General features: G+C 59.0%; 19 protein-coding genes. 8 read left to right on the top strand and 11 right to left on the bottom strand.

Annotated features, from left to right (window positions below; all coding sequences use genetic code 11):
- Positions 1-3 precede the first annotated feature (3 nt).
- The 7 genes from ASB65_RS22570 to ASB65_RS22540 all read left to right on the top strand — a co-directional run bounded on the left by ASB65_RS22570 (position 4) and on the right by ASB65_RS22540 (position 9686).
- Complete coding sequence (locus ASB65_RS22570; protein ID WP_060725432.1) at positions 4-1896, top strand: ABC transporter ATP-binding protein; 1893 nt, start codon at positions 4-6, stop codon at positions 1894-1896.
- On the top strand, positions 1893-3794 hold the full coding sequence (locus ASB65_RS22565) for an ABC transporter substrate-binding protein (protein WP_060725431.1): 1902 nt from the start codon (positions 1893-1895) through the stop codon (positions 3792-3794). Before ASB65_RS22570 ends, ASB65_RS22565 begins: the two co-directional genes overlap by 4 nt.
- A 1-nt stretch (position 3795) precedes the next feature.
- Positions 3796-4794, top strand: a complete 999-nt coding sequence (locus tag ASB65_RS22560; RefSeq protein WP_003504887.1) for an ABC transporter permease — start codon at positions 3796-3798, stop codon at positions 4792-4794.
- On the top strand, positions 4791-5966 hold the full coding sequence (locus tag ASB65_RS22555) for an ABC transporter permease (protein ID WP_003504888.1): 1176 nt from the start codon (positions 4791-4793) through the stop codon (positions 5964-5966). The genes ASB65_RS22560 and ASB65_RS22555 overlap by 4 nt, the downstream gene beginning before the upstream one ends.
- Positions 5967-6038: 72 nt before the next feature.
- Positions 6039-7247 (top strand): glycosyltransferase family protein, encoded by a 1209-nt coding sequence (locus ASB65_RS22550; protein WP_003504889.1) that lies wholly within the window; start codon positions 6039-6041, stop codon positions 7245-7247.
- 43 nt (positions 7248-7290) lie between these two features.
- On the top strand, positions 7291-8538 hold the full coding sequence (locus ASB65_RS22545; protein ID WP_060725430.1) for a glycosyltransferase: 1248 nt from the start codon (positions 7291-7293) through the stop codon (positions 8536-8538).
- Positions 8535-9686 (top strand): glycosyltransferase family protein, encoded by a 1152-nt coding sequence (locus tag ASB65_RS22540; protein ID WP_060725429.1) that lies wholly within the window; start codon positions 8535-8537, stop codon positions 9684-9686. Before ASB65_RS22545 ends, ASB65_RS22540 begins: the two co-directional genes overlap by 4 nt.
- On the opposite strand, the gene ASB65_RS22535 is transcribed toward ASB65_RS22540, so the two are convergent.
- The 6 genes from ASB65_RS22535 to ASB65_RS22510 form a co-directional block, all read right to left on the bottom strand.
- Positions 9652-10392: a copper homeostasis protein CutC gene (locus ASB65_RS22535; RefSeq protein WP_060725474.1), complete on the bottom strand. Its 741-nt coding sequence runs from the start codon at positions 10390-10392 to the stop codon at positions 9652-9654. The genes ASB65_RS22540 and ASB65_RS22535 overlap by 35 nt on opposite strands.
- Positions 10393-10418: 26 nt before the next feature.
- Entirely contained in the window at positions 10419-11624 is a 1206-nt protein-coding gene (locus ASB65_RS22530) for an MFS transporter (RefSeq protein WP_060725428.1), read from the bottom strand.
- Positions 11625-11686: 62 nt separating this feature from the next.
- Positions 11687-13120 (bottom strand): M81 family metallopeptidase, encoded by a 1434-nt coding sequence (locus ASB65_RS22525; protein WP_060725427.1) that lies wholly within the window; start codon positions 13118-13120, stop codon positions 11687-11689.
- Positions 13121-13132: 12 nt separating this feature from the next.
- On the bottom strand, positions 13133-15052 hold the full coding sequence (locus ASB65_RS22520) for a beta-N-acetylhexosaminidase (protein ID WP_060725426.1): 1920 nt from the start codon (positions 15050-15052) through the stop codon (positions 13133-13135).
- A 45-nt stretch (positions 15053-15097) separates the two neighbouring features.
- Positions 15098-15880 (bottom strand): SDR family oxidoreductase, encoded by a 783-nt coding sequence (locus tag ASB65_RS22515; protein ID WP_003504903.1) that lies wholly within the window; start codon positions 15878-15880, stop codon positions 15098-15100.
- 84 nt (positions 15881-15964) lie between these two features.
- Positions 15965-16828 carry a MurR/RpiR family transcriptional regulator gene (locus tag ASB65_RS22510; RefSeq protein WP_060725425.1) on the bottom strand — a complete coding sequence of 288 codons (864 nt, stop codon included), beginning with the start codon at positions 16826-16828 and terminating at the stop codon, positions 15965-15967.
- Positions 16829-17071: 243 nt separating this feature from the next.
- Between ASB65_RS22510 and ASB65_RS22505 the strand changes: the two genes are divergently transcribed.
- A complete protein-coding gene (locus ASB65_RS22505) occupies positions 17072-17557 on the top strand; it encodes a hypothetical protein (protein ID WP_060725424.1) in 486 nt (161 codons plus the stop codon).
- A gap of 152 nt (positions 17558-17709) precedes the next feature.
- On the opposite strand, the gene ASB65_RS22500 is transcribed toward ASB65_RS22505, so the two are convergent.
- From ASB65_RS22500 to ASB65_RS22480, 5 genes are all read right to left on the bottom strand, one after another.
- Positions 17710-18822 carry an ABC transporter ATP-binding protein gene (locus ASB65_RS22500; RefSeq protein WP_060725423.1) on the bottom strand — a complete coding sequence of 371 codons (1113 nt, stop codon included), beginning with the start codon at positions 18820-18822 and terminating at the stop codon, positions 17710-17712.
- Between the two features lie 185 nt (positions 18823-19007).
- Positions 19008-20240, bottom strand: a complete 1233-nt coding sequence (locus ASB65_RS22495) for an extracellular solute-binding protein (protein WP_060725422.1) — start codon at positions 20238-20240, stop codon at positions 19008-19010.
- A gap of 40 nt (positions 20241-20280) precedes the next feature.
- On the bottom strand, positions 20281-21138 hold the full coding sequence (locus ASB65_RS22490; protein ID WP_003516772.1) for a carbohydrate ABC transporter permease: 858 nt from the start codon (positions 21136-21138) through the stop codon (positions 20281-20283).
- Positions 21135-22019, bottom strand: coding sequence for a carbohydrate ABC transporter permease (locus ASB65_RS22485; RefSeq protein WP_060725421.1), 885 nt, complete (start codon positions 22017-22019; stop codon positions 21135-21137). Before ASB65_RS22485 ends, ASB65_RS22490 begins: the two co-directional genes overlap by 4 nt.
- An 11-nt stretch (positions 22020-22030) precedes the next feature.
- Positions 22031-23212, bottom strand: coding sequence for a Gfo/Idh/MocA family protein (locus ASB65_RS22480; protein WP_060725420.1), 1182 nt, complete (start codon positions 23210-23212; stop codon positions 22031-22033).
- Positions 23213-23247: the final 35 nt, after the last annotated feature.

Here is a 23247-nt window from a genome sequence, read left to right as displayed (position 1 = left end):
GGCATGAGCGCAGGCGCAGATTTGCTCCGTATTGAAAATCTGCGGGTTTCGTTTTCTCTGATGGGCGGCACCATCGATGCCGTCAGGGGTACCAGCCTTCGCATTCTTCCGGGAAAAGTCACTGCTCTCGTTGGCGAGTCCGGCTCGGGAAAGTCCGTCATCGGCCAGACCATCATGGGCATTCATCCCAAGACGGCGCGCGTGAACGGCCGCGTGTTGTTCACCGATCCGGAAAATGCCGCAGCCGGCCCTATCGATATGCTGCAATTGCCTAAGGACGGGCGGGAAATCCGTTCAATACGCGGAAACCGCATCGGCCTGATTTTTCAGGAGCCTATGACGTCCTTCTCGCCGCTGCATACGATCGGCAACCAGATCGATGAGGCGCTCAGAATCCACAGCATCCTGTCGCCGGCCGAACGTGCGGAAAAAATGTATGAAACGCTCGATCTCGTTGGGTTTTCCAAACCCAAGAAGGTCGTGAACATGTATCCCTTCGAATTGTCGGGCGGCATGCGCCAGCGTGCCATGATCGCCATGGCGCTGATCTGTCGCCCCGCGCTCCTGATCGCCGACGAGCCGACGACGGCGCTTGATGTGACGATACAGGCGCAGATCCTGAAGCTCCTGCGCGATCTCCAGAGCCGGCTGAACATGAGCATGCTGCTCATCACCCACGATCTCGGTGTAGTGGCCAATATCGCCGACGAGGTCGCCGTGATCTATCAGGGCGAGATCATGGAGGCGGGCACGGTCGATGACATTTTCAAGTCGCCAAGCCATCCCTATCTCAAGGGCCTGATGGCCGCCGTGCCGCATTTCGACATGAAGCCCGGCGAAAGGCTGAAGGCGCTGCGTGAAATCAACATTGACCACGAAAGCCTTGTCGGCAAAAAGACCGCCGCGGTCAATAAAACTCCCGGCCCGCTTCTGACCGTGGACAATATCAGCAAGACCTTCACAACCCGCAAATCCAGCTGGTTCCGCAAGGGTGACGCCAACGCCACAAAAGCGGTCAACAGCGTCAGTTTTGAAATCCGCCGCGGAGAATGCCTCGGCCTGGTCGGCGAAAGCGGCAGCGGCAAAACCACCGTCAGCAAAATCCTCATGCGCGCCGTGCGCCCGGATGAAGGCTCGGTGACCTTTCATCGCCCGCAGGGCGATATCGATGTCCTCAATGCGAAGGACGGCGACCTCAAGGAGCTGCGGTCGAAGATACAGATGGTCTTCCAGGACCCGATATCGTCGCTGTCTCCACGTATGACGGTGGGCAATATTCTGAGCGAGCCGCTCGAAATCCACGGACGGGGCGATGCGAAGTACCGCGCGGAGAAAGTCCGCAATCTCGTCAGGGCTATCGGGCTTGGAGAAAGCGCGCTTAATCGTTATCCGCACAGTTTTTCGGGCGGCCAAAGGCAGCGTATCGGTATCGCCAGAGCCCTGGCGCTCGGACCCGAACTGCTGATCTGCGATGAACCCGTTTCCGCCCTCGATGTCTCCGTGCAGGCGCAAATCCTCAATCTGCTCAAGGATTTGCAAAAAGACCTCGGGCTTACCTATCTCTTCATCTCGCACAATCTGGCGGTGGTGGATTACATGGCCGACCGCGTGGCCGTGATGTGCGAGGGCCGCATCGTCGAGCTGGCGCCGCGGGAAATCATGATGCGCTCTCCGGTTCACCCCTATACCAAATCGCTGCTGGCAGCCGTGCCTTTCCCCGATCTCGACCGCCCGCTTGATTTCCGCACCATCGGCAAGATCAGCGCGACGGGCAAATTCGACTGGGGCAAGCAGTTCCGCGATGAGGGTGATGGCGACATGATCTCCGCCGATCTGGGCGACGGCCATTTCGTTCTCGCAAACGGCAATGCCGACATCCGGGAGCTTCGCCCTTGATCACGCGCCGCACCACCCTTGCCCTGTTGGCCTCCGTTTTCCTGCCGGCCTATGCGCGAGCCGCCTATACCGACCCCGCCTATTTCAAGGAAAAACGGGAAAAGGGCGAATTGCCCGACGTAGCCGAACGGCTGCCGAAAAACCCGCGTGTCATCGACATGAAAGCGCTTGGCCGTGAGCCAGGAAAACATGGCGGCTCGGTGCGCATGCTCATTGGCGGCCAGCGTGATATCAGGCTGATGCCGATCAGCAGCTATGCCCGCCTCGTCGGTTATGACGAAAAATTCGAGCTTCATCCGGATATTCTGGAAAGCTACGACGTTCAGGACGAACGCATCTTCACCTTCAAGCTGCGCGAGGGCCACAAATGGTCCGATGGCAGCGACTTCACCTCTGAGGATTTCCGCTATTTCTGGGAGGATGTCGCCCTCAACAAGGAAATCCACAAGGGCGGTCCTCCGATCGAACTTCTGGTCAACAACAAACCACCCCTGATCGAGGTCATTGACCTGCTGACGGTACGTTACAGCTGGGACGGCCCCAACCCGGATTTTCTGGCGAAGCTCGCAGCCGCCTCACCGGCGCGGCTGTTCCTTCCCGCCGCCTACATGAAGCAGTTCCACGTCAAATATCAGACTGCGGAAAATCTCGCCAAACTCATCAAGAAAAACAAGGCGGATGACTGGAGCGGGCTGCATATCAAGATGTCGCGGCAGGTGCGCCCGGAAAATCCTGCTTTGCCGACACTGGATGCCTGGCGCAACACAACCGCGCCGCCAGCCGAACAGTTCGTGTTCGAACGCAACCCCTATTATCATCGCGTCGATGAAAACGGCCTGCAACTGCCCTATCTCGACCGGTTCCTGCTGAACGTCACCTCGTCCGATATCATCTCGGCCAAGACGGCCTCCGGCGACAGCGATCTGCAATATTTTGGCCTCGATTTCGCCGACTACACCTTTTTGAAGGATGCGGAAAAGCGTTTTCCTCTGAAGGTGAACCTCTACAAGCGCTCCCAGGGTTCACGCATCGCGCTTCTGCCCAACCTGAATTGCGCCGATCCGGTCTGGCGCAGCGCTTTTCAGGACGTACGCGTGCGCCGTGCTTTGTCCCTTGCGATCAACCGGCACGAAATCAACATGGTCTGTTTTTACGGGCTGGCGAAGGAGAGCGCCGATACCGTTCTGCCGGAAAGCCCGCTTTACCGGCAGGAATTTGCGGACGCCTGGAGCGCCTTCGACCGCGCAACCGCCAACAGGCTGCTCGATGAAGCCGGTCTCGACAGGCGCGACAGCGCTGGCCTCCGGCTCCTGCCGGATGGGCGTCCGGCCTATATCATCGTCGAGACGACAGGCGAAAGCACGCTCGAAACCGACGTGATGGAGCTGGTGACGGATCACTGGCGGCATATCGGCATTGCTGTTTCCGTGCGCCCCACCCAGCGCGATGTCTTCCGCAAACGCGCCATGGGCGGCGAGGTGCTGATGTCGGTATGGATGGGCATGGACAATGGTGTGCCGACGCCGGACATGCTGCCATCCGGCCTTGCGCCCACCGGTGACGACCAGCTGCAATGGCCAGTCTGGGGCATCCATTATCTTTCCGGCGGCCGCGAGGGCAAGGAACCTGACCTGCCGGAAGCGGCGCACCTGCTCGATCTCCTGAAAAAATGGCGCAGAAGCGTCACCGAGGAAGAACGTCAGGCCATCTGGCTGGAGATGCTCGGGATTTATACGCAGCAGGTGTTTTCCATCGGTATCGTCAACGGCGCGCTGCAACCTGTCGTCCATGTCAAACGCATGCGAAACGTGCCGGACAAAGCGCTCTTCGGTTACGAACCCACATCTTATCTCGGCGTCTACATGCCGGATGCCTTCTGGTATGACGGAGACGCCTGATATGCTGCGGTATATTTTAAAGCGCATCCTCGTCATGATCCCCACGCTGATCCTGATCTCGATGCTGGTCTTCACCATCATCGAACTACCGCCGGGCGATTATTTCGAAAGCTACGTCGCAGAGCTGCGTGCCATGGGCGAAACGGCGAACCTTGCCGAAATCGAGGAGTTGCGCGTCCGCTATGGCTTCGATCAACCGGCACCGATCCGCTATTTCCGCTGGGCGACCGGCATGCTCGTCGGTGATTTCGGTTATTCCTTCGAATATCAGCTGCCGGTCAGCGATGTGGTTGGAGACCGCCTGTGGCTGACGGTTCTGGTGTCCTTCGTCACCATCATCGTCACCTGGATCCTCGCTTTTCCAATCGGCATCTATTCCGCCACGCACAAATACAGCTGGGGTGACTACGGGCTCACCTTCCTCGGCCTGCTCGGCATCGCCATTCCCAATTTCATGCTGGCGTTGATCCTGATGTATTTCGCCAATATCTGGTTCGGCATCTCCATCGGCCACCTGATGGACCGGGAATATCTGAGCCAGGCGATGAGCTGGGCGAAGCTCAAATCGATCCTCGAACATATCTGGATTCCCGTCCTCATCATCGGAACAGCGGGTACGGCCGGCATGATACGCCGCCTGCGCGCCAATCTGCTCGACGAATTGCAGAAGCAGTATGTGGTGACGGCCCGGGCCAAGGGGCTTCATCCCTTCAAGGTGCTGACCAAATATCCGCTGCGCATGGCGCTGAATTTCTTCATCTCGGATATCGGCTCGATCCTGCCTGCGATCATATCAGGCGCGGAAATCACCGCAGTCGTCCTGTCGCTCGAAACCACCGGCCCCATGCTCATCAGAGCGCTGCAGAGCCAGGACATGTATCTGGCCGGTTCGTTCCTGATGTTCCTTGCTTTCCTGACGGTGATCGGCGTTCTGGTGTCGGATATCGCCCTTGCCATACTCGACCCGCGAATCCGCTTCGGAGGTGGTAACGTCAAATGACTTCATCCATTCCGAACCCCGGCGAAGCGCTGCCCCACTATGTCTCGACCGCGCCCTTCGACCCGTCGCTGATCGAACCCAACACGTCAGGAATGGCGGCCTTCAGCAAGGCCTCGCAGCTGCGTCTCATGTGGTGGCAGTTCCGTCAGCACAAGATCGCGGTCTGGTCCGGCGCTTTTCTGGTGGTGCTTTACCTTTCGATCCTGATCAGCGAATTCCTCGCGCCCTATAACCTCCATACCCGCAATATCGAGCACATCTACGCGCCACCGCAGGCCATTCACCTGTTCAATGACGGAAAATTTGTCGGCCCCTTCGTTTACGGCCGGGAAATGACGCTCGACATGGACAATCTGAGACGGGTCTATCGGGACGTGCCGACGGATATCCAGCCGCTGCGTTTCTTCTGCAAGGGCGATACCTATCACTTCTGGGGCCTGTTCGAGGGCAGAACCCATCTCGTTTGCCCGGCCGAAGGCGGTGAAATGTTCCTGCTCGGCACGGATCGTCTCGGCCGTGACGTACTCTCCCGTATCATCTATGGCGCCCGTATTTCGCTGACCATCGGCCTTCTCGGCGTCGCCATGAGCTTCGTTCTCGGCATTGTGATCGGTGGTCTGGCGGGTTATCGCGGCGGCACCTTCGACCTGATCGTCCAGCGCATCATCGAGGTGCTGCAATCCATCCCCAGCATTCCGCTGTGGCTGGCGCTTGCAGCCATCATGCCGGTGACCTGGAGCCCTATCCTCGTCTATCTCGGCATCACCATCATTCTCGGCATGCTGGACTGGACGGGGCTGGCGCGCGCCGTGCGCTCAAAACTGCTGGCGCTTCGCGAAGAAGACTATGTTTTGTCTGCACAATTGATGGGCGCGGGCACGCCGCGCATCATCGGCAGACACCTTATTCCCGGCTTCATGTCACACCTGATCGCCTCTGCCACATTGACGATTCCAGGCATGATCCTGGGCGAGACCGCACTGAGCTTTCTCGGGCTTGGTCTCAGACCACCGATCACAAGTTGGGGAATTCTGCTCACGGAGGCGCGCAGCGTCAGCGTCATTGCGCTATATCCGTGGCTTCTCATACCGACGATCCCGGTCGTTCTCGTCATTCTGGCCTTTAATTTCTTCGGTGACGGACTACGTGATGCTGCGGACCCCTTCAAATAAAATGGAATACGTCTTGATACACTGCCCTTCCGACGCCGCCTTCATCGTGAAAGGCAAAAAGAGGTCTGGCCCATGAGCTCCCGTTTGAACGACGCGCGCATTCTCATGTACAGCCATGATTCCTTCGGCCTCGGCCATCTGCGGCGGTGTCGCACGATTGCGCATGCTCTGGTGGAGGATTATCGCGGCCTCAACGTCCTCATCATTTCAGGTGCGACGATTGCCGGCGCCTTCGATTATCGCGCCCGTGTCGATTTCGTGAAAATCCCGAGCGTCATCAAGCTGCGCAACGGCGAATATACCTCGATGGACAGACATATCGATCTTCAGGAAACGCTGAAGATGCGCCGCTCCATCATCTATCACACCGCAGAAAGCTTCCAGCCGGATATCTTCATCGTCGACAAGGAACCCATGGGCCTGCGCGGCGAGGTGGAGGAAACGCTCGCTTATCTCAAGGGACAGGGCACCAAGCTCGTCATCGGCCTGCGCGATGTCATGGATGCGCCGCAGCTGCTCGAAGCCGAGTGGAAGCGTAACAATGTCATGACCAAGATCGGCCAGTTCTATGACCATGTCTGGATCTATGGCCCGCCGGATTTCCATGATCCGCTGACGGGGCTCGATGTTCCGCACACCGTTCGCGATAAGATGGATTTTGTCGGTTTCCTGCAAAGGTCCAAGACGCAGGCAGAAACCGTATCGCACCGGCCGGAAGGCGACTATCTTCTCGTCACTACCGGCGGCGGCGGCGATGGCAGCGAATTGATCGATGACGTCATCAACGCCTATCGCCATGACAGCGAACTGACGCATAAGGCGCTGGTGGTGCTCGGCCCCTATATGCCGGCGGATCAGCGTCAGCGCTTCATGAACAGCGTCGCCGATATTCCGCATATCGAGATCATCGAGTTTGACAATCGCATGGAAGATCTCGTCGCCGGCGCGCAGGCCGTCGTCTCCATGGGCGGTTACAACACCGTCTGCGAGATATTGTCCTTCGACAAACCCGCCCTCGTCGTGCCGCGCACCGTGCCGCGCGAAGAGCAGCTTATCCGCGCCAGCCGCGCCTCGGAACTTGGCCTTTTCGACATGCTTCTGCCGGAGGATGCGGAGAACCCCGCAAAAATGGCCGCGGCTCTAAAAGCCCTGCCAAACCGCGCGCCCCCTTCCGTCAATGCGCGCGGACTGAAGCTGGATGGTCTGGAAAACATTTCGCGCCGGATCGCTGAATGGCTGCCGCCCGAGGGCGACAAGGCGCCGATCACGCTGACCGCGTGACCGGTTCCCCAACAAACATCACTTCAAAAGAGACACGCGCAACGTGACCGATACAAAAAAAATCGTGGTGCTCCTCAAGGGCTATCCGCGCCTGTCCGAGACATTCATCGCTCAGGAGCTTCTCGGGCTGGAAAAGGCCGGCCTGAAGCTTGAACTCATGTCGATGCGCCGACCCACGGACAAGAAGCGCCATCCGGTTCACGATGAAATCCGCGCGCCCGTTACCTATTTGCCGGAGTATCTGCACGAGGAACCGCTGCGCGTTCTGAGGGCGCTATGGGCCTGCCGCAAAAAGCCGGGCTTCACCAAAGCGCTTCGCCAGTTTTTCAGCGACCTGCCGCATGATCTCAGCCGCAACCGCTTCCGCCGTTTCGGGCAGGCTGCCGTGCTCTCACATGAATGGCCTGCGGATGCGGAATGGCTACATGTCCACTTCATCCACACGCCCGCCTCGGTCGCCGCCTATACCCATCTCATGACAGGCACGCCCTGGACGATCTCGGCGCACGCGAAGGACATCTGGACCTCGAACGACCGCGACCTTGCCGCCAAGCTGCAAAGCGCCCGCTGGGCCGTGACCTGCACCGCCGGAGGCTTTCAGCATCTGCAGACACTTTCCGGAGCCAGGAAGAATGTGCATCTGAGCTATCATGGCCTCGATCTCACCCGCTTCCCGCATTTCGAGACACCGCGTCCGGTAAGGGACGGATCGAACGCCGATGATCCTGTCAGGATTTTAAGCGTCGGCCGAGCCGTCAAGAAAAAGGGCATCGATATTCTGCTGCGCGCGCTCGCCTCGCTTCCCCAGAATATCCATTGGCGTTTCACCCATATCGGCGGCGGCGATGAACTGGCCGCACTGAAGAAACTTGCCGACGAACTCTGCATTGCCGACAGGATCGTCTGGACCGGGGCGATGGACCAGAAACAGGTATTGGAAAACTACCGGGAAGCAGACCTCTTCGCCCTTGCCTGCCGCATCACCAGCGATGGCGACCGCGACGGCCTTCCCAATGTGCTGGTCGAGGCTGCGAGCCAGGCTTTGACCTGCATCTCCACCAACATATCAGGCATTCCGGAGTTCTTCGTCAGTGGTGAAAACGGCCTATTGACGGAACCGGAAAATCCGGCCGCCTTCGCAGAGGCGCTACGCATGGCCATCACCGATCCGCAATTGCGCCAGCGTCTTGGCAGTGCAGCCGAAAACCGTGTGCGCACCGCCTTCGACCATCGCACCAGCATTGCCGAACTGACGGCCCTGTTCGAGACCGAGTGGGAAAAAACGCCATGACCGATACGGAAAAACGCCCCTGCGTCTTCTTTTACGTCCAGCACCTTCTCGGTATCGGCCATATCGCCCGCGCCAGCCGCATTGCCAAAGCCCTTCAGGCGGACGGTTTTGATGTGGTTCTGGTGACGGGCGGCACTCCGGTCCCGGGCTTTCCGGGCGAGGGCATCTGCCATGTCGAATTGCCGCCCATCGCCGTTAGCGACGGCAACTTTGCCGGCCTGGTCGACAGTTCCGGCAAACCGGTGGATGACGACTTCAAGAGGCTTAGAACCGATATGCTGATCGGGGCCTATCACGGCGCCAAACCCGATATCGTTATCATCGAGGCTTTCCCTTTCGGTCGCAGGCAGGTGCGTTTTGAATTGCTGCCGCTGCTGGACGAGATTGAGGACAGCGAACCGCGCCCGCTCGTCATGGCGTCGCTGCGCGATATTCTTCAGGAAAAAACCAAACCGGGACGGGACGAAGAGACCGTGTCGCTGGTGAAGAAACATTTCGATGCGGTGCTCGTCCATGGCGATCCGGATTTCGCCCGGCTGGAAGACACCTTTCCCCTCGCCGGTGAAATCAGCCAGCGCATCGTCTATACCGGGCTCGTCGCCCCCCTTCCGCCGCCGGAACCGGAGGAGAAATTCGACATCGTGGTTTCCGCAGGCGGCGGCGCCGTAGGGGCAACACTCATACGGGCTGCTATCGAGGCCGCCCCTCTGCTTGGTGGCATCAAGAACTGGTGCCTCGTAACCGGTCCGAACATGCCGCAGGCGGATTTCGATGCGATCTCGGCGCAGGCGGCCGAGAATGTGTCCGTCTTCCGTTTCCGCAAGGATTTCGCAAGTTTGCTCGCCGGGGCACGGCTTTCGGTTTCACAGGCCGGTTATAATACCGTCTGCGATATTCTTCAGGCAAAATGCCGCTCGCTTCTGATCCCCTTCGCGGCCGGGGGCGAAACCGAACAGAGCGCCCGTGCCGAACGACTGGCGCGGCTGGGGCTGGCGCATGTGCTGGAGGAGAAGGATATTTCGGCGCAACCGATGGCCGATGCCATCAAGGCAGCACTGGCCTTGCCAGCACCCGGCACGATCACGCTCGACCTCGATGGCGCGGCCGGAACGGCTAGAGCGCTGCGCCGCCTTTATGATGAGCGGTGAGGATCGTCTTCAACTCGCGAACCGCCGCCTCATCTGTAACCTTGCGCCCTGCGCCGGTGAAACCGAGCTTCGCCACCCTGCTTTCCGGATCAAAGGATGGAACGGCGGAACAGGATGCGTGGATTTCCGTGATCGGAAAGCGATCCAGCAATGTCTGAACGCTCTGCGGACGCACGCCGGCACCGGGCATGATGACGATCCGGCCTGTCGCCATCTCGGATAGGTGCGCCAGAGCCTCCATCCCCTCAAGCGCCGAACGCGCGCCGCCGGAAGTGAGAATTCTTGGAAACCCCAACGTGATGGCAGCTTCCAGGGCCTCTTCCATATCAGGCACGACATCAAAGGCCCGGTGCAGCGTCAAATCCAGCCCGTCCGCGTGACGGCGCAATTCCTCGAGCAGAACGATATCGAGCGAACCATCGTCACGCGAGGCGCCGAGCACCACGCCGGAAAGGCCTGCAGCACGCGCCGCATCGATGTCGCGTTTCATGACATCCGCTTCGTCGCGTGTGAACACGAAATCACCGGCGCGCGGCCTGATCATGACGCTCACCGGCAGCCCACAGGACGCCGCGCGTTGCATGAAACCCGCCGATGGCGTCACACCGCCGCCCGACAGCGCCGCACAGAGCTCGATGCGATCGGCCCCGCCGCTGACCGCCGCTTCCAGACCGGCGACATCGTCCACACAAATCTCGAGAATCATCGTAACCTCTTTCATTTGGGTGGCCGTTACCTGCGGCGGCCCTTTCCATCAAGCGCGTAAAGCATATAAACGCCGCCGAGCCCCACGATTGCTCCCAATATGGAGGTTCCCGAATAGCTGGAGACCAGGGTTCCAACGGCAAAAATCAGCGCACCCAGACCAGCACCGAGAAAGATATTGACGGCAATCAGCGAGCTTCCGAGCCCCGGCCGGTCCGCGATCAATTCCTGCAGGTAGGTAATGGGAATGCTGATGATCGCGGCAGCGCCCAGCGCACTGATGACCGTCTGCGCGTAAATATGCCACGGCGCGGAAGCAAGCCCCTGCAGGATGAGATAGATGGCATAAAGCCCCGCTCCCGCCGCAAGTGTCAGCGTTTGCGGAACCTTCTTCTCGATCCAGCCCCAGAGGAGAATGAAGACGATTTCCAGCGCAGCGACGATACCCGCAACAATACCGATATCCGCCACCGTGCCCTTGGCCTGTCCGGTTATGATAAGCGAGCGCACGGAATCGTTGAGATGCAGCATCGAGCAGATGAGCGCGATGGCGATGATCCGGAGCAGCACCCGCCGTGACCCGATTTCCGCAAGCGAGGCGCGCAGGCCGAACCGCGCTTCGGTATTTGCCGATGCCGGTGTGGCGGCCCGCGGCAGGCAGAAGGCGACGAGCAGAAAACAGACAAGCGCGCAGATGCCCGAAAACAGAAAAGCCATCAGCATATTGCCGGAATTCACCAGAAAAACACCGACAATACCGGGCACCAGCACCCAGGAAAGCGAGATGGTTGCCCGCATGATCGAGTTCACCGCGATCATTTCACCTGTCGAAAGGTTGCGCGCATCCGCACGCACATGCGCGAAGATCAGCGAATTCATCGCCCCGAAAATCGGCAGAAGCACCAGCTTTGCAGCCACGAAGGCAGTGGCGTTACCGGCCAGATAAACCAGCAGATAACCGCTGACGCCAAAGAGCGCGATATAGAGGATTGGCTTGCGATATTCGCCCAGCCTGTCGGCGACGATGCCCATCAACACGCTGGCGCTGACATTGATGACGGCGGCAAACAGCATCAACAGCGAATAGACGCTGTTGCTCAGCCCGATTTCGCGAATGCCGATGACCGCCTGATAGGGGGCGGTCGCCGCATTCGAAAACCCGAAAAACAGGATGGCGAGCGCCCCGATGCGGATCGACGGATTGTTGATGACGATGGAAAGAGCCGACGGCATGGAGATTCGCCTGAGATGATCCGGCACCGCCGGATCGCTGGGTAAAAGCTACCGGACCGCTGTCATCGCCAGCGGGCCGAAAGGATGGGTTTGGGGGTATAGTCGAAATGCGGCTTCCATGGGTAGAAATCGCCATCCCGGCTGCGATTGGGAAGATTTTCGATATCCTGATTGATAACCCCTTCCGTCAGCGCCATGAGGTTGGGATTGGCGATCGGTGCAAGTTCCGGCGAAAGATAACCTGACTTGACGACCAGCAGCCGCACGCCCTTTGGATCGAAGCCGAGACGGGTGAAATCGGAAATCATGTGATAAGGCCTGCGTCGTGCCGCCAGAATGACCGTGATGCCACCGATGGCGACCACCGCCTGCCGCTGGTCCGCAGCACCAGAATCGTCCAATTTCAGGACCTCGGCTTCGACAGTGACCGATGGGCTTTGCGGATCGAGACTGCCGCCAATCTTCAGGGAAAGTGTTGCACCTTCGCCGGCCGCAAAACAGGCTTCGACCGCCGGCCTGTCGGTGATGCCGCCCAGCAGAGCACCCTGCCAGTTGCGCGCAATCAGTGCGGCCAGAACATCGGCGCGATCGCCAACCCCACCACCGGTCGGATTGTCTCCCGAGTCGGCCAGGATGATCGGTCGCGTTGCGGTGTTTTCGGCAATATCCACAATGGCCTCAAGCGGCTCGGTCACGGGGCCGAAACGAAAGTCCTGCCGGGCATTCCAGTAGGATTGCGCGATCTCGCTCGCGACCGCCTGTGCAGCCGCTTTGTCCGTTCCCGTCACCACGGCGCAGGCCGTTGCACGGGGTTCGTCCGCCCAGACGTAGCCGATCATGAAATTCGCATCCCAAATGCCGGGCCGCACATCATGATCCGGCAGAACCGCATAAAGGCTTTTGGCAGGCTCATCTTCTGTGGAGGTCTTCTCACCTGGCAGCAGAACCGGAATTTTCGCCCATGCCACGCCGGGCTTTTCGCCGGTCTTCAGGGCCTTCAGCAGCATCGTCCAGGCCCGCACCATCGTCTCGCGCACGTCGATATGCGGCGCCGTTCGGTAGCCGGCAAATATGTCGAGCTGATCGATGATCGTCTGGCTGACATTGCCATGCAGATCATAGCTCGCGGAAACGATCACATCCGGTCCCACCACGGCGCGGGCGCTGGAAATCCAGTCACCTTCCGCATCATCCATACCCTCGACATTCATCGCTCCATGCATGGCGAGATAAAGCCCGTCGAGCGGCAGCGCGGCCTTCAGACGCTCGAGGAATTCCCGCTTGAACGCGTCATAGGTCGCGCGCGACACAGGGCCGCCCGGCACCGCCCGCGCATGCAGAAGCGGCAGTACGTCCACCCTGCCCTCACCGAGGAAATTGAAATACTCGGCCTCCAGCAGTTCGACGCCGCGAAAGACACGAAAATCTTCCTGCCCCATCAGGACCGGCGAATAGGTGCTGCATTCGGTATGAATTCCACCAACGGCAATACGCATGTCGGTTTCCCCTCAATAAACCGGGCTCAAGGGGACGATGGCGGAAAACCGCAACCAGTCCTTCTGCGCTTTTGGTGTCCACGCCGCCTCGGCAATGGCCGGCAGCCTTGGGAAAACCAGATGGTTGAAATAGGCACGGTTGAGGAAGTGTTCTGACCAGATGCAGGCCTGAACGCCCTTCATCCGCTCCTTCAACCCCTCGGGAAATTCGCCGACGGCTTCATAGGCATAAGTATGCGAAGGCGGAACGGTGCCCGCCCAGCTTGCGCCCGGCTCCTGCCAGGCTTCATCCTGCACCATGTCCAGATAATAGGCCTGACCCGGCGTCATCACCACGTCGTAGCCCTGGCGCGCAAGCTCAAGTCCGACTTCCGGCTTCTGCCATGCCATCAGCAATGTTCCGGCTGGATCGACACCACCGCCATGGGAAACCTCATCCCAGCCGGCAAGCTGGCGGCCGCGCTCGTGCAACATCCCCTGAATACGTTTCATGAAATAGGACTGGATGCCGAAGGTGCCATCCAGCCCCTCCTTTTCCATCAGCGCCTTGGCAAGCGGCGAGGCGAGCCAGGACCCATCCGCAACCTCGTCGCCGCCAATATGGATCAGCCGCGACGGAAAGAGCTCAACCATCTCGTCGAATATCTTACCGAGGAATTCATAGGTCGGCTCGATGGCCGGGTTGAGCGCGTTGTTCGGATATCCCTGCACAGAGCGATAGCTGTCCGGTGCCTCCTGTCCATCCGTCAGTTCCGGATAGGCGACAAGAGCCGCCGTGCTGTGGCCGGGAATATCGACTTCCGGCACGATTTCGACATTCAACGCGGCCGCATGCGCAACGACCATGCGCACCTCATCCTGCGTGTAATAGCCGGACACCGGTTCGGCCCCGTTACCGAGCTGCGGCAGAAGTGGCGCATCCGGACCGCGTGTCGCGCCGACTGTGGTCAGCAGCGGATAGGCCTTGATTTCAAGACGCCACGCCTCATCATCCGTCAGGTGCCAGTGGAACCGGTTCATGCGCAGCCATGCGAGAATATCGATCAGCCGCACGACATCATCAGTCGGATAGAATTGCCGCGAGACATCCAGATGGCAGCCGCGCCAGCTATAACGCGGCGCATCGCTGATGGTGCCGGCAACAGGGAAACGGAACTTGGGATCGATGCGCGCGCCATGCAGCAGCTGCGCGAGAACCGTCAAGCCATATTGCAGACCGGCAGCGGCCGAATATTCCACAACGACCGCGTCTTTCGAAAAGGTGATGCGATAGCCTTCGGCTTCCAGACCGCTATGCTGCTTGAAACGAAGCGGTTTTCCCTCATGAACCGGCGCGAGGCTGAAGGGCACGTGCCCGACGGCAAAAAGCCTGCGGAACAACGAAAGCACGGTTTCCACCGCAAGCACCTCTTCCGCGCCTGCATCTTCCGTGGGGAAGAGCGCGACGGGGAAGCCTTCGCCCGGTTCCGCATCGATTTCGGCAGGCCAGGGCTGGATGGAAAAGGGCAGATCGAGCTTGCCTTCAGGAAGCAGCACCGGTGCCGGCTCGCTGTGACGCCCATCCAGCATCAGGTCACCGACATCGACAGCGCGATGCGTTCCGTCGGCAAGGCTGACATAGGCGGATTTCGCGCCATCCGTGCGATGCCTTGCGGGCCGCAGCAGGCCATCGACGGTGAAGCGCCAGGATTTGCCGGGCTCCAGCACGAAGCCCGCCGGCGGTGCAAATTCATGGAAATTGGCGTTGCGGCGCAGGTAAACGGCATTGCCGCACACCGGCTTGTCCACCGTCCGCGTCAGCGACGTGTAAACGATACGGAAATCCTTCAGCGGTGCGCCGGAAAGATTGACGAGAGTGAAGGTAAAGCCGCCGGATGCGGACTCTGCGAGCGGATGCCAAGAATTTTCAAGACGATATTGTGCGAGCGCCATGATGCTCCCCTTTATTGCGCATTGGAACCGGTGAGACGGTTTTAATCAGTAGTGTTCGGATTGCGAGAAAGTCCGGGCAAGCGGTGCCTGCCCCGCCGTGAGACCACAATCAACCGGCAAGCACACGCCGCTGATGGCGGCGGCCTGCGGGCCGGCCAAGAAAGCAACCGCATTGGCCACATCTTCAGGTCGCACGATCCGCTGCAGCGGATACCAGTGCTTCGCCTCCTCGAAGACCTGAGGATTGACGGCGGCCCGCGCCTCCCATGCCTGCGTGCGCACAGTGCCCGGCGCAACGGCGTTGGAGCGGATGCCGAATTTGCCGTATTCGACGGCGATCAGCTTGGTCAGATGGATCAGCCCGGCCTTTGCCGCGCTATATGCAGGGTGGCCGAATACCGCCATGCCGTTGACGGAGGTGATGTTGACCACCGACCCCTGGGTACGCTTCAACGCCTCCTCGAAAGCCCTGAAGCAGAGAAACGGGGCTTCCAGATTGAGGATATTGTCCTTGCGCCATATGTCGGCGGTCGTGTCATGCAGGCTGACCGCCCTTGCGGCACCCGCATTGTTGACGAGGGTCGCGACATCACCCAGTTCCGCAACCTCGGCGGCCAGCCTCTCAAGGTCCTGCGGATCGGTGACATCGCAGGTTTTCGCAACGAAGCGGGGACCGGAAAGCAGGGATAGCGCGCCCGAAAGAGCGTCGGGATCGATATCGACCAACACTACCTTTGCATGGCTTTCAGCGAGCGCCGCAGCAATTGCCCGACCAATATCACCTGCCGCGCCGGTAACGACGGCGAGCTGGTCTTTCCTGTCCTTCATCTCCTACAACTCCCTTGAAGCTTTACGACCCGCCACAAAGCGAGGTCTCCGGCAAAGCAGCCTGTGTTTTTCGGCATACCGCCCTCAATCACCGAGCAATTGCTTGTCATCCGGGTCACGATGTTCCACGAGCTGCTGCTTGATATGACGCAACGTCACCATCGACCGTTGCCGTTGGTGATAGGCAGCAAGCGTCGCCAGAACATCGACGGCGGCCAGATAGGCGTAGCGCGATGAGGTGGGGCGGAAGATATTGTTTCCCTCGGGTACATTAACGGCCACCACCATATCCGCAGCCGCGGCAACAGGCGTGTCGCTCTGGGTGAGCGCAATGGTGGTAACCCCCATTTCCCGCGCCAGCCTGAAACATTTCACCAGTTCCATGTTGCGGCCGGAAAAGGACGAACCGATGATGACGTCTTCCTTGCGCGCAGCGGCGGTCATCATCAGCTGCATGCTGTGATCGGCGCTGGTCGAAACGCGCAGACCCAGGCGGAACAGCCGGTTCTGGATTTCCGAAGCTATCATCGAGGAATTGCCGCCCGCGCCGAAGGCGTAGATCATGCCGCTATTGGCGATCCTGATCGCCGCTTCATCGGCAAGGGCGGGATCGAGCGTCCTGTGCAGCAGGAAAAGCGCTTCCTGCGCCTTGGCAAGCACCTCCTCCGCGACATCGGAAGGGCCGGCGCTGGAGGGCTCGGAGGTAAGATACCGGATACCCACATAGGCCGTCTTGGCGAGGCTGACCTTGAAATCCGAAAAGCTCTGGCAGCCGAGACGCCGGCAGAACCGCGTCACCGTCGGCGGAGATACTTCGGCGCGGGCCGCAAGCTCGATGATCGAGGCATTGACGGCGAATTCGAAGTCCGAAACCAGAATATCGGCGATCCGCCGTTCCGATTGCGAGAACTGCCCCCTGTCTTCCTGTATCCTTGCGAAAATATCCATGTTCACCGGTCTCCGTTCCGCCAAAACTTAAGCCTTGGCTCCGTTACCGATGCACCCTAATAAAGCGCGCCCGTCAACCGCATAGCCCCCTGAATCGATCCTGTTTCGTCCCATTGACGACACGACGGACACCTCTGATTTGAAAATTATTTTCTCTGTTGATTGATAGATGAGCATATGCCAACAATCTTCACCAGAGAAAACTCCAAATCTTGAAAATAATTTCAAAAACGGACCCAAACCATGCGTGACCCCTTCAAAAACCCCTTTCCCGCAACGGACGTCGCCCGCCATTCTATCTGGGAGATGCTGGTGACGCGGGACATCGACGCATTCCTTACTGCCGACTGGTCGAAGGTCGCGGATGATTTCGTCGAGGACGGCTTTCTCGGCATCAACGCCAACCGGGATGCAAACCCGGACAATTGGCGCCTGTCCTTCCCATCGCTTGAGGCCTATCGCGACGAGTGGTTGCGGCAGGCGCAGGATTTCCAGACACAGCAATTCGCCGAAGACCCGCGGGGTGCGATCTTCACGACCACCACGCTGGAAGAAATCGAAGTGGAAGGCGAGACCGCGCTGGTCCGCAAGAAGTTCGACGGCGGGCTTCGCAAGGCCGATGGCAGCTTCGACGTGATGAAATGGCAGACGCTCTATTATTGCCGGCTGCATGAGGGCCGCTGGAAGATCAGCGGTTTCACCGGCTACATGCCCAATCCTATGCCCTGATCCAACGGACTTGGCAGACAGTTTCGAACGCCGGGCCGAAAGCCCGGCGTTATTTTTTCGTCTGGAAGACGAAGAAGAAAACCGACGAAAATGGATCTCGTCAGAGAAAACCGGGCATGGGGAGACAGATTTCATGGCCCGGTTCCTGCCCTTTATTGTATCAGCTTGAGGACGGAGAGATCGACGCGCCGTTCCAGCGCTGTGCCGCTTTCATCGAACAGATGGCAGTCCGACGCCTTAATGCCGGTGACGATGAGTTCGTCGACAACAACCGGCGCGGAACCGGAAAGAAGCGCGCAATAATTTTCACCCGTGGGCGCGACGCCATAAGCGATCGTATTTACACCCAGCCGCTCGATAACGCTGGGCGCGACCTTGATATTCAGGTCGGCCGTTTCGAGACCGGTATGTTCCGGGCGAATGCCGAGCGTCAGCTGCGTGCCTTCAAGACCGGCGCGCGGCTCCACCGGCACGGTGATTGTCTGGCCCTCATACTCCACGGTCACACCATCGGCGCTGACGGATTTGCAGGTGACCTTCAGGAAATTCATTTTCGGATTGCCAATGAAACCGGCGACGAACAGGTTTGCGGGCTTGTGGTAAAGTTCCAGCGGCGCGCCGACCTGGGAGATTTCGCCCGCATTCAGCACCACGATGCGGTCGGCCATGGTCATGGCTTCCACTTGGTCATGCGTCACGTAGATCATCGTCGCCTTCAGCGTCCGATGCAGATTGGTGAGCTCGATACGCATGTCGGCGCGAAGTGCGGCGTCAAGGTTGGAAAGCGGCTCGTCGAACAGGAAGATCTTCGGCTCGCGAACGATGGCGCGACCGATCGCTACACGCTGGCGCTGGCCGCCGGACAACATGCCGGGACGCTGCTGCAGGCGCTGGTCGAGTTGCAGGATCTTGGCGACGGCCTCGACCTTTTCCTTGATCTTGCCCTCTTCCATCTTTTCGACGCGGAGGGGAAAAGCGATGTTTTCAAAAACTGTCATATGCGGATAGAGCGCATAGGACTGGAACACCATGGCGATGCCGCGTCTAACCGGCGGCAAGTCATTGACCTTCACACCGTTAATGACGATGTCGCCGGCGGAAATATCCTCAAGGCCGGCGATCATGCGCAGCAATGTGGATTTACCGCATCCCGAGGGGCCGACAAAAACGACGAACTCGCCATCCCTGATGTCGAGCTGAACGCCCTTGATGACTTCGAAATGTCCATAGTTCTTGCGGACGTTGTTGAGATAAAGCTGACCCAAAACTTGCCTCTCCCGTCACCAGCCGACATCAGGCTGCGTTCAGAGACGTTCCGCGACACGGAAAAATCGCGCCTTATCGGAACCGTTAAAACACACGAGAAGCTCCTGCCGTCATTGCGGCGGGTATTCTCGCAACGAATTATGAGGTTGCGGGCGACCTGCGCCCGCAACCGTATAAAAGTGGATTACTTGTACTGCTCGAGAGCGGCAGAGGCCTTCTTTGCGGCATCTTCCGGTGTCGCCTTGCCGGTAACGACAGACTGCACCATCTCAATCATCGTGTCCTGGAAGCCCTTGTAGTCAGTGAAGAGCGGCTCGGGACCGCCATAGGCGATACCGTCGATCAGCGGCTTCCAGAAGGGGTCCTTGGCGATGAACTCATCAACCTTCGGCGACGGACGAAGCGGGGTCAGGCCAGCGCCGCCCTGCAGTTCGTATTCGCCCTGCGGGCCGGGAGAAGTGATGAACTTGGCGAATTCAGTCGCCTTTTCTTCGACACCGGTTCCCTTGAAGATCGCGAGGCTGTCGGTGATGAGCAGCGTGCCGGGACCCTTGGCTTCAGGGCCGAGCGGCAGGGTTGCGATCCCCCAGTTGATCTTGGTTTCCTGCAGGCGGGGTGCGGCACCCGATCCCGCCTGGATCATGCCAACCTTGCCATCGAGGAAGATGGCGCGGATTTCGTTCTGCTCGTAGGCCGTCGGACCCTCGACGGAGTAAGGCGTGATGTCCTTGTAGGCCTTCAGAGCTGCAAGAACCTGCGGGCTGTCGACGGTGATCTTGTCGCCGTCGATGACCTTGCCGTTATTGGTGTAAACCCAGTGCATGAACTGGTGCATGGTGTTGTCGAAGGTCTTGGCGGGCAGACCATAACCGGCGACGCCGGTCTTTTCCTTGATCTGCTTGGCAAAGGCGATCTCTTCAGCCCAGGTCTTCGGCGGCACTTCCGGATCGAGACCGGCCTGCTTGAAGAGGTCCTTGTTCCAATAGAGCGCCTTGGTCGAGAAGGCGACGGGCACACCCCACTGCGTATCCTCGAAGGTAACCGTGTCGACGATGTTAGGATAATAGGTCTTCTTTTCGTCTTCGGTCATCGGCACCGGAACGATGAGGTCGTTCTGTGCGAACTGCTTCAGCGTGCGCGAACCGACATAGGCCATGGCGACCGGAGTGCCGGCGGCTGCGAGCGTGGTTGCCTTGTCCTGGCACTGCGCCCAGCCGACGACTTCCGGAACGACCTTCCAGCCGGCATTCTTGCCTTCCCATTCCTTGATGTATTTTTCATGGATGGGGTCCATCTTGTCGCCGCAATAGATCCAGCTGATCTCCTTGTCGGCGGCGTGTGCCGCCACCGTGCCAAGGGCAGTGGAACCGGCAAATGCGAAGGCGCAAAGCGCCAATCCGTAATGTTTCAGTGCCATAGATAGTCTCCCGTTTTCTGGTGGTCGTTCCTATTGTTGATTATTTCACCGCGCCGGCGGTAAGCCCGCTGACGAGATAGCGTTGCATGAAGAAGATGACGACCATGGCCGGCGCAATGCCGACGAAGCTGGCCGCCATCAACTCATTCCAGACGACTTCCTGACGACCGAAATAGGCAAACAGGCCGATGGGCAGCGGCATATATTCGGTCTTGGAATTGAAAGTGAGCGCGAAGATGAACTGCTGCGCATAAGCACCGATGAAGGTGGTGATGGACACGACGGCAATGCCAGGCATCGCAAGCGGCAGGATCACCCGGCGGAAGGTATAGAAATAGCTCGCGCCGTCCACATAGGCCGCCTCTTCCAGTTCGCGCGGAATACGCAGCATGTAGGTTCGCAAAAGCCAGATGGCAGTGGGGATCAAAAAGGCGGCGCCGGGAATGATCATCGCCAGATAGGTGTTCAGCACGCCCATATTGCGCATCAGCCGGTAAAGCGGGATCAAAAGCACCGCACCGGAGAACATGTTGATCGCCAGAAACGCGCCGAGCAATTGCCCGCGACCGCGAAACTGGAACCGCGCGAAAGCATAGGACGCCGGCACCACCAGAAGCAGAACGATGATGGTCGATATTGTCGAGATGAAGAAAGAGTTGAAGACGTAGCGGGCAAAGCCGGGAACGCTGACCCACATGGTCCGGTAAGCTTCGAAGGAGCCGTTTTCTGGCCAAAACTTATACGGTGACGAAAAAAGCAGGCTGAGCGGTTTCAGCGAAACCAGAAACCCTTCGACAAACGGCGCCAGCACGAAGGTCAGGAATACGGCGATGCCGCAATAAATCCCGACGATCTCATACCATCTGTAACGGTTGATCATCGCATTTTTGTCGGTCATCGGCTGGTCTCCTGCGAGATACGGCTGGTGATGCGGAAGTAGAAGTAGGTGAATATGGACAGGAAGATGCAGATCAGCACTGCACGCGCCGCGCCCTCACCGTATTTGTAGGAACCGATCGCCGTCTTGTAGGTGTCGATGATCATGGTCGTCGTCTGGCCCGTCGGTCCGCCCTGTGTCAGGATCCAGATGATGTCGAAGGAATTGAAGGTCGAAATCAGCGAGATCATCGACATGGTGATCATGGCAGGCAGCATCAGCGGCAACGTGATGCGGCGGAAGCGGTAGGCGCGGCTGGCGCCATCCGTCCAGGCTGCCTCGTAGAGATCCTGCGGAATGGCCTGGATCGCCGCCAGCAGATAAAGCGTCACCATCGGCACGCCGATCCACACATCGGTAATGATCGTCGCCCAGAAAGCCGTGCTGCCATAGGCGAGGAAGGCGACCGGACCGTCCACCAGACCCACGTTCTGAAGGACACCGGAAATCATGCCGAACTGGCCGTTATACATCCAGCCCCACATGAAGATGCCGATAGCCATAGGCACGATCCATGGCGGCATGGTCAAAAGGCGAAACAGCGCCCGACCAGGAACGGCCGAATTCAGAAGGACTGCACCAAATGTGCCGATGATCATCTTTATCGAGACGGAAAAGAACGTCCAGATAAAGGTCCGCGTGATGACCTCGGCAAAAGTCGCGTTGAAAATCTTCTCGTAGTTGATGAATCCCACCCAGTTCGTCGTTTTTCTAAGCGACGCATCGGTGAAGGACAGGATGAAGGTATCGACGAGCGGATAAGCAACGATAACCGTGATGTATAACAGCGCCGGCAGAAGAAGAAGCCAGGCGAAGACGACCGCGCTGCGTTTCGCATCCATCGCCGCGCCCCTCAAGCCGATTTCACGGCGGGGGATTTAGGCTGGCCGTGTAGCGCCAGATCATACTCCTCCCACACCGGCTTGAGATCGATCACTTTACGGCCATGGCGCGCTTCATCCATGGCAAGCGCCAGAATTCCGGCCTCTATCGCATCGAGTGCGGAAACCGGCAGCGGCGTACCCTTGACAATATGGGCGATGACGTCCTCCGCCATTTGCTCATCCGCACCATAATGCTGCGAGAGCGTGGTCGCCGCCGAATAGGTCTTGGCAACGGTCTTTTCATTGGTCCGGGCATTGTGCACGTTCAGGAAGCCGCGAACAAAATCACCCTCGGCCATGCCCTTGGCGCCGATCACGCAGAAGCGGCGGAAATCATCGGGAACGTTGAGATTGGTATGGAAGGCCAGCGACGCGCCGTTCTCATATTCGACGATCGCCGTCTGGTAATCGATGATGTCGCCGTCGCTGTCGAAGACCTTTTCGGAGCCCATCCAGCCGCTCGGCTTGCGATGGTAACCCTCCATGTCGTTGATACCGTCATTCTGCGGCGCGTTCGCCGGCGTGAAGCTCTTGCGCCCGCCGAAACTCGATACGAAACGCGGCCGCGCACCGACCACGCCATTATAAAGATCGAGGTCGTGGCAGCATTTTTCCAGCATGAAGGAGCCAGAATAATTCTCGTAACGCCGCCAGTCACGCATGAAGAATGCGCCGTGATAGGGCGGAATATGTTCCGAGGCCTCGATGGAAACGACATCACCCAGCTTGCCTTCGGCCTGCGCGGCGCGCAGATCGCGGTAGAGCGGGGAATAACGCAGGACCAGACCAACGAGCAGCCGCTCGTGACCGTGCTTGTTGAGCAACCGGGCGAGTTCGAGGCTTTCCTCGATGCTGACGACGATGGGTTTTTCAGAGAAGATGGTGCAGCCGGCCTCAAGCCCGATGCGGATATGTTCAAGATGCATATGGTTCGGCGAGCCGATCATCAACAGATCGAATTTTTCGTTTGCGATCAGCGCCTCGGGACTATCGTAAGCCTTGCCGGCCGAAATGCCCTTTTCCTGCAGACCCGGCAGGCCTGCCGGCGCGGGATCGACATAACCGACGATCTCGAAATCCTTGTCGATCTCATGAAAAACGTAGCCCAGATAACCGAGACGGAATCCGAGTCCGATAATTCCCACCTTCATGAACTTTGTTCCCTGTTCATTCGTAATTCATTTTC

Source organism: Agrobacterium tumefaciens str. B6 (assembly GCF_001541315.1).
GTDB lineage: Bacteria > Pseudomonadota > Alphaproteobacteria > Rhizobiales > Rhizobiaceae > Agrobacterium > Agrobacterium radiobacter.
This window is presented reverse-complemented; position numbering and strand designations above follow the sequence as displayed.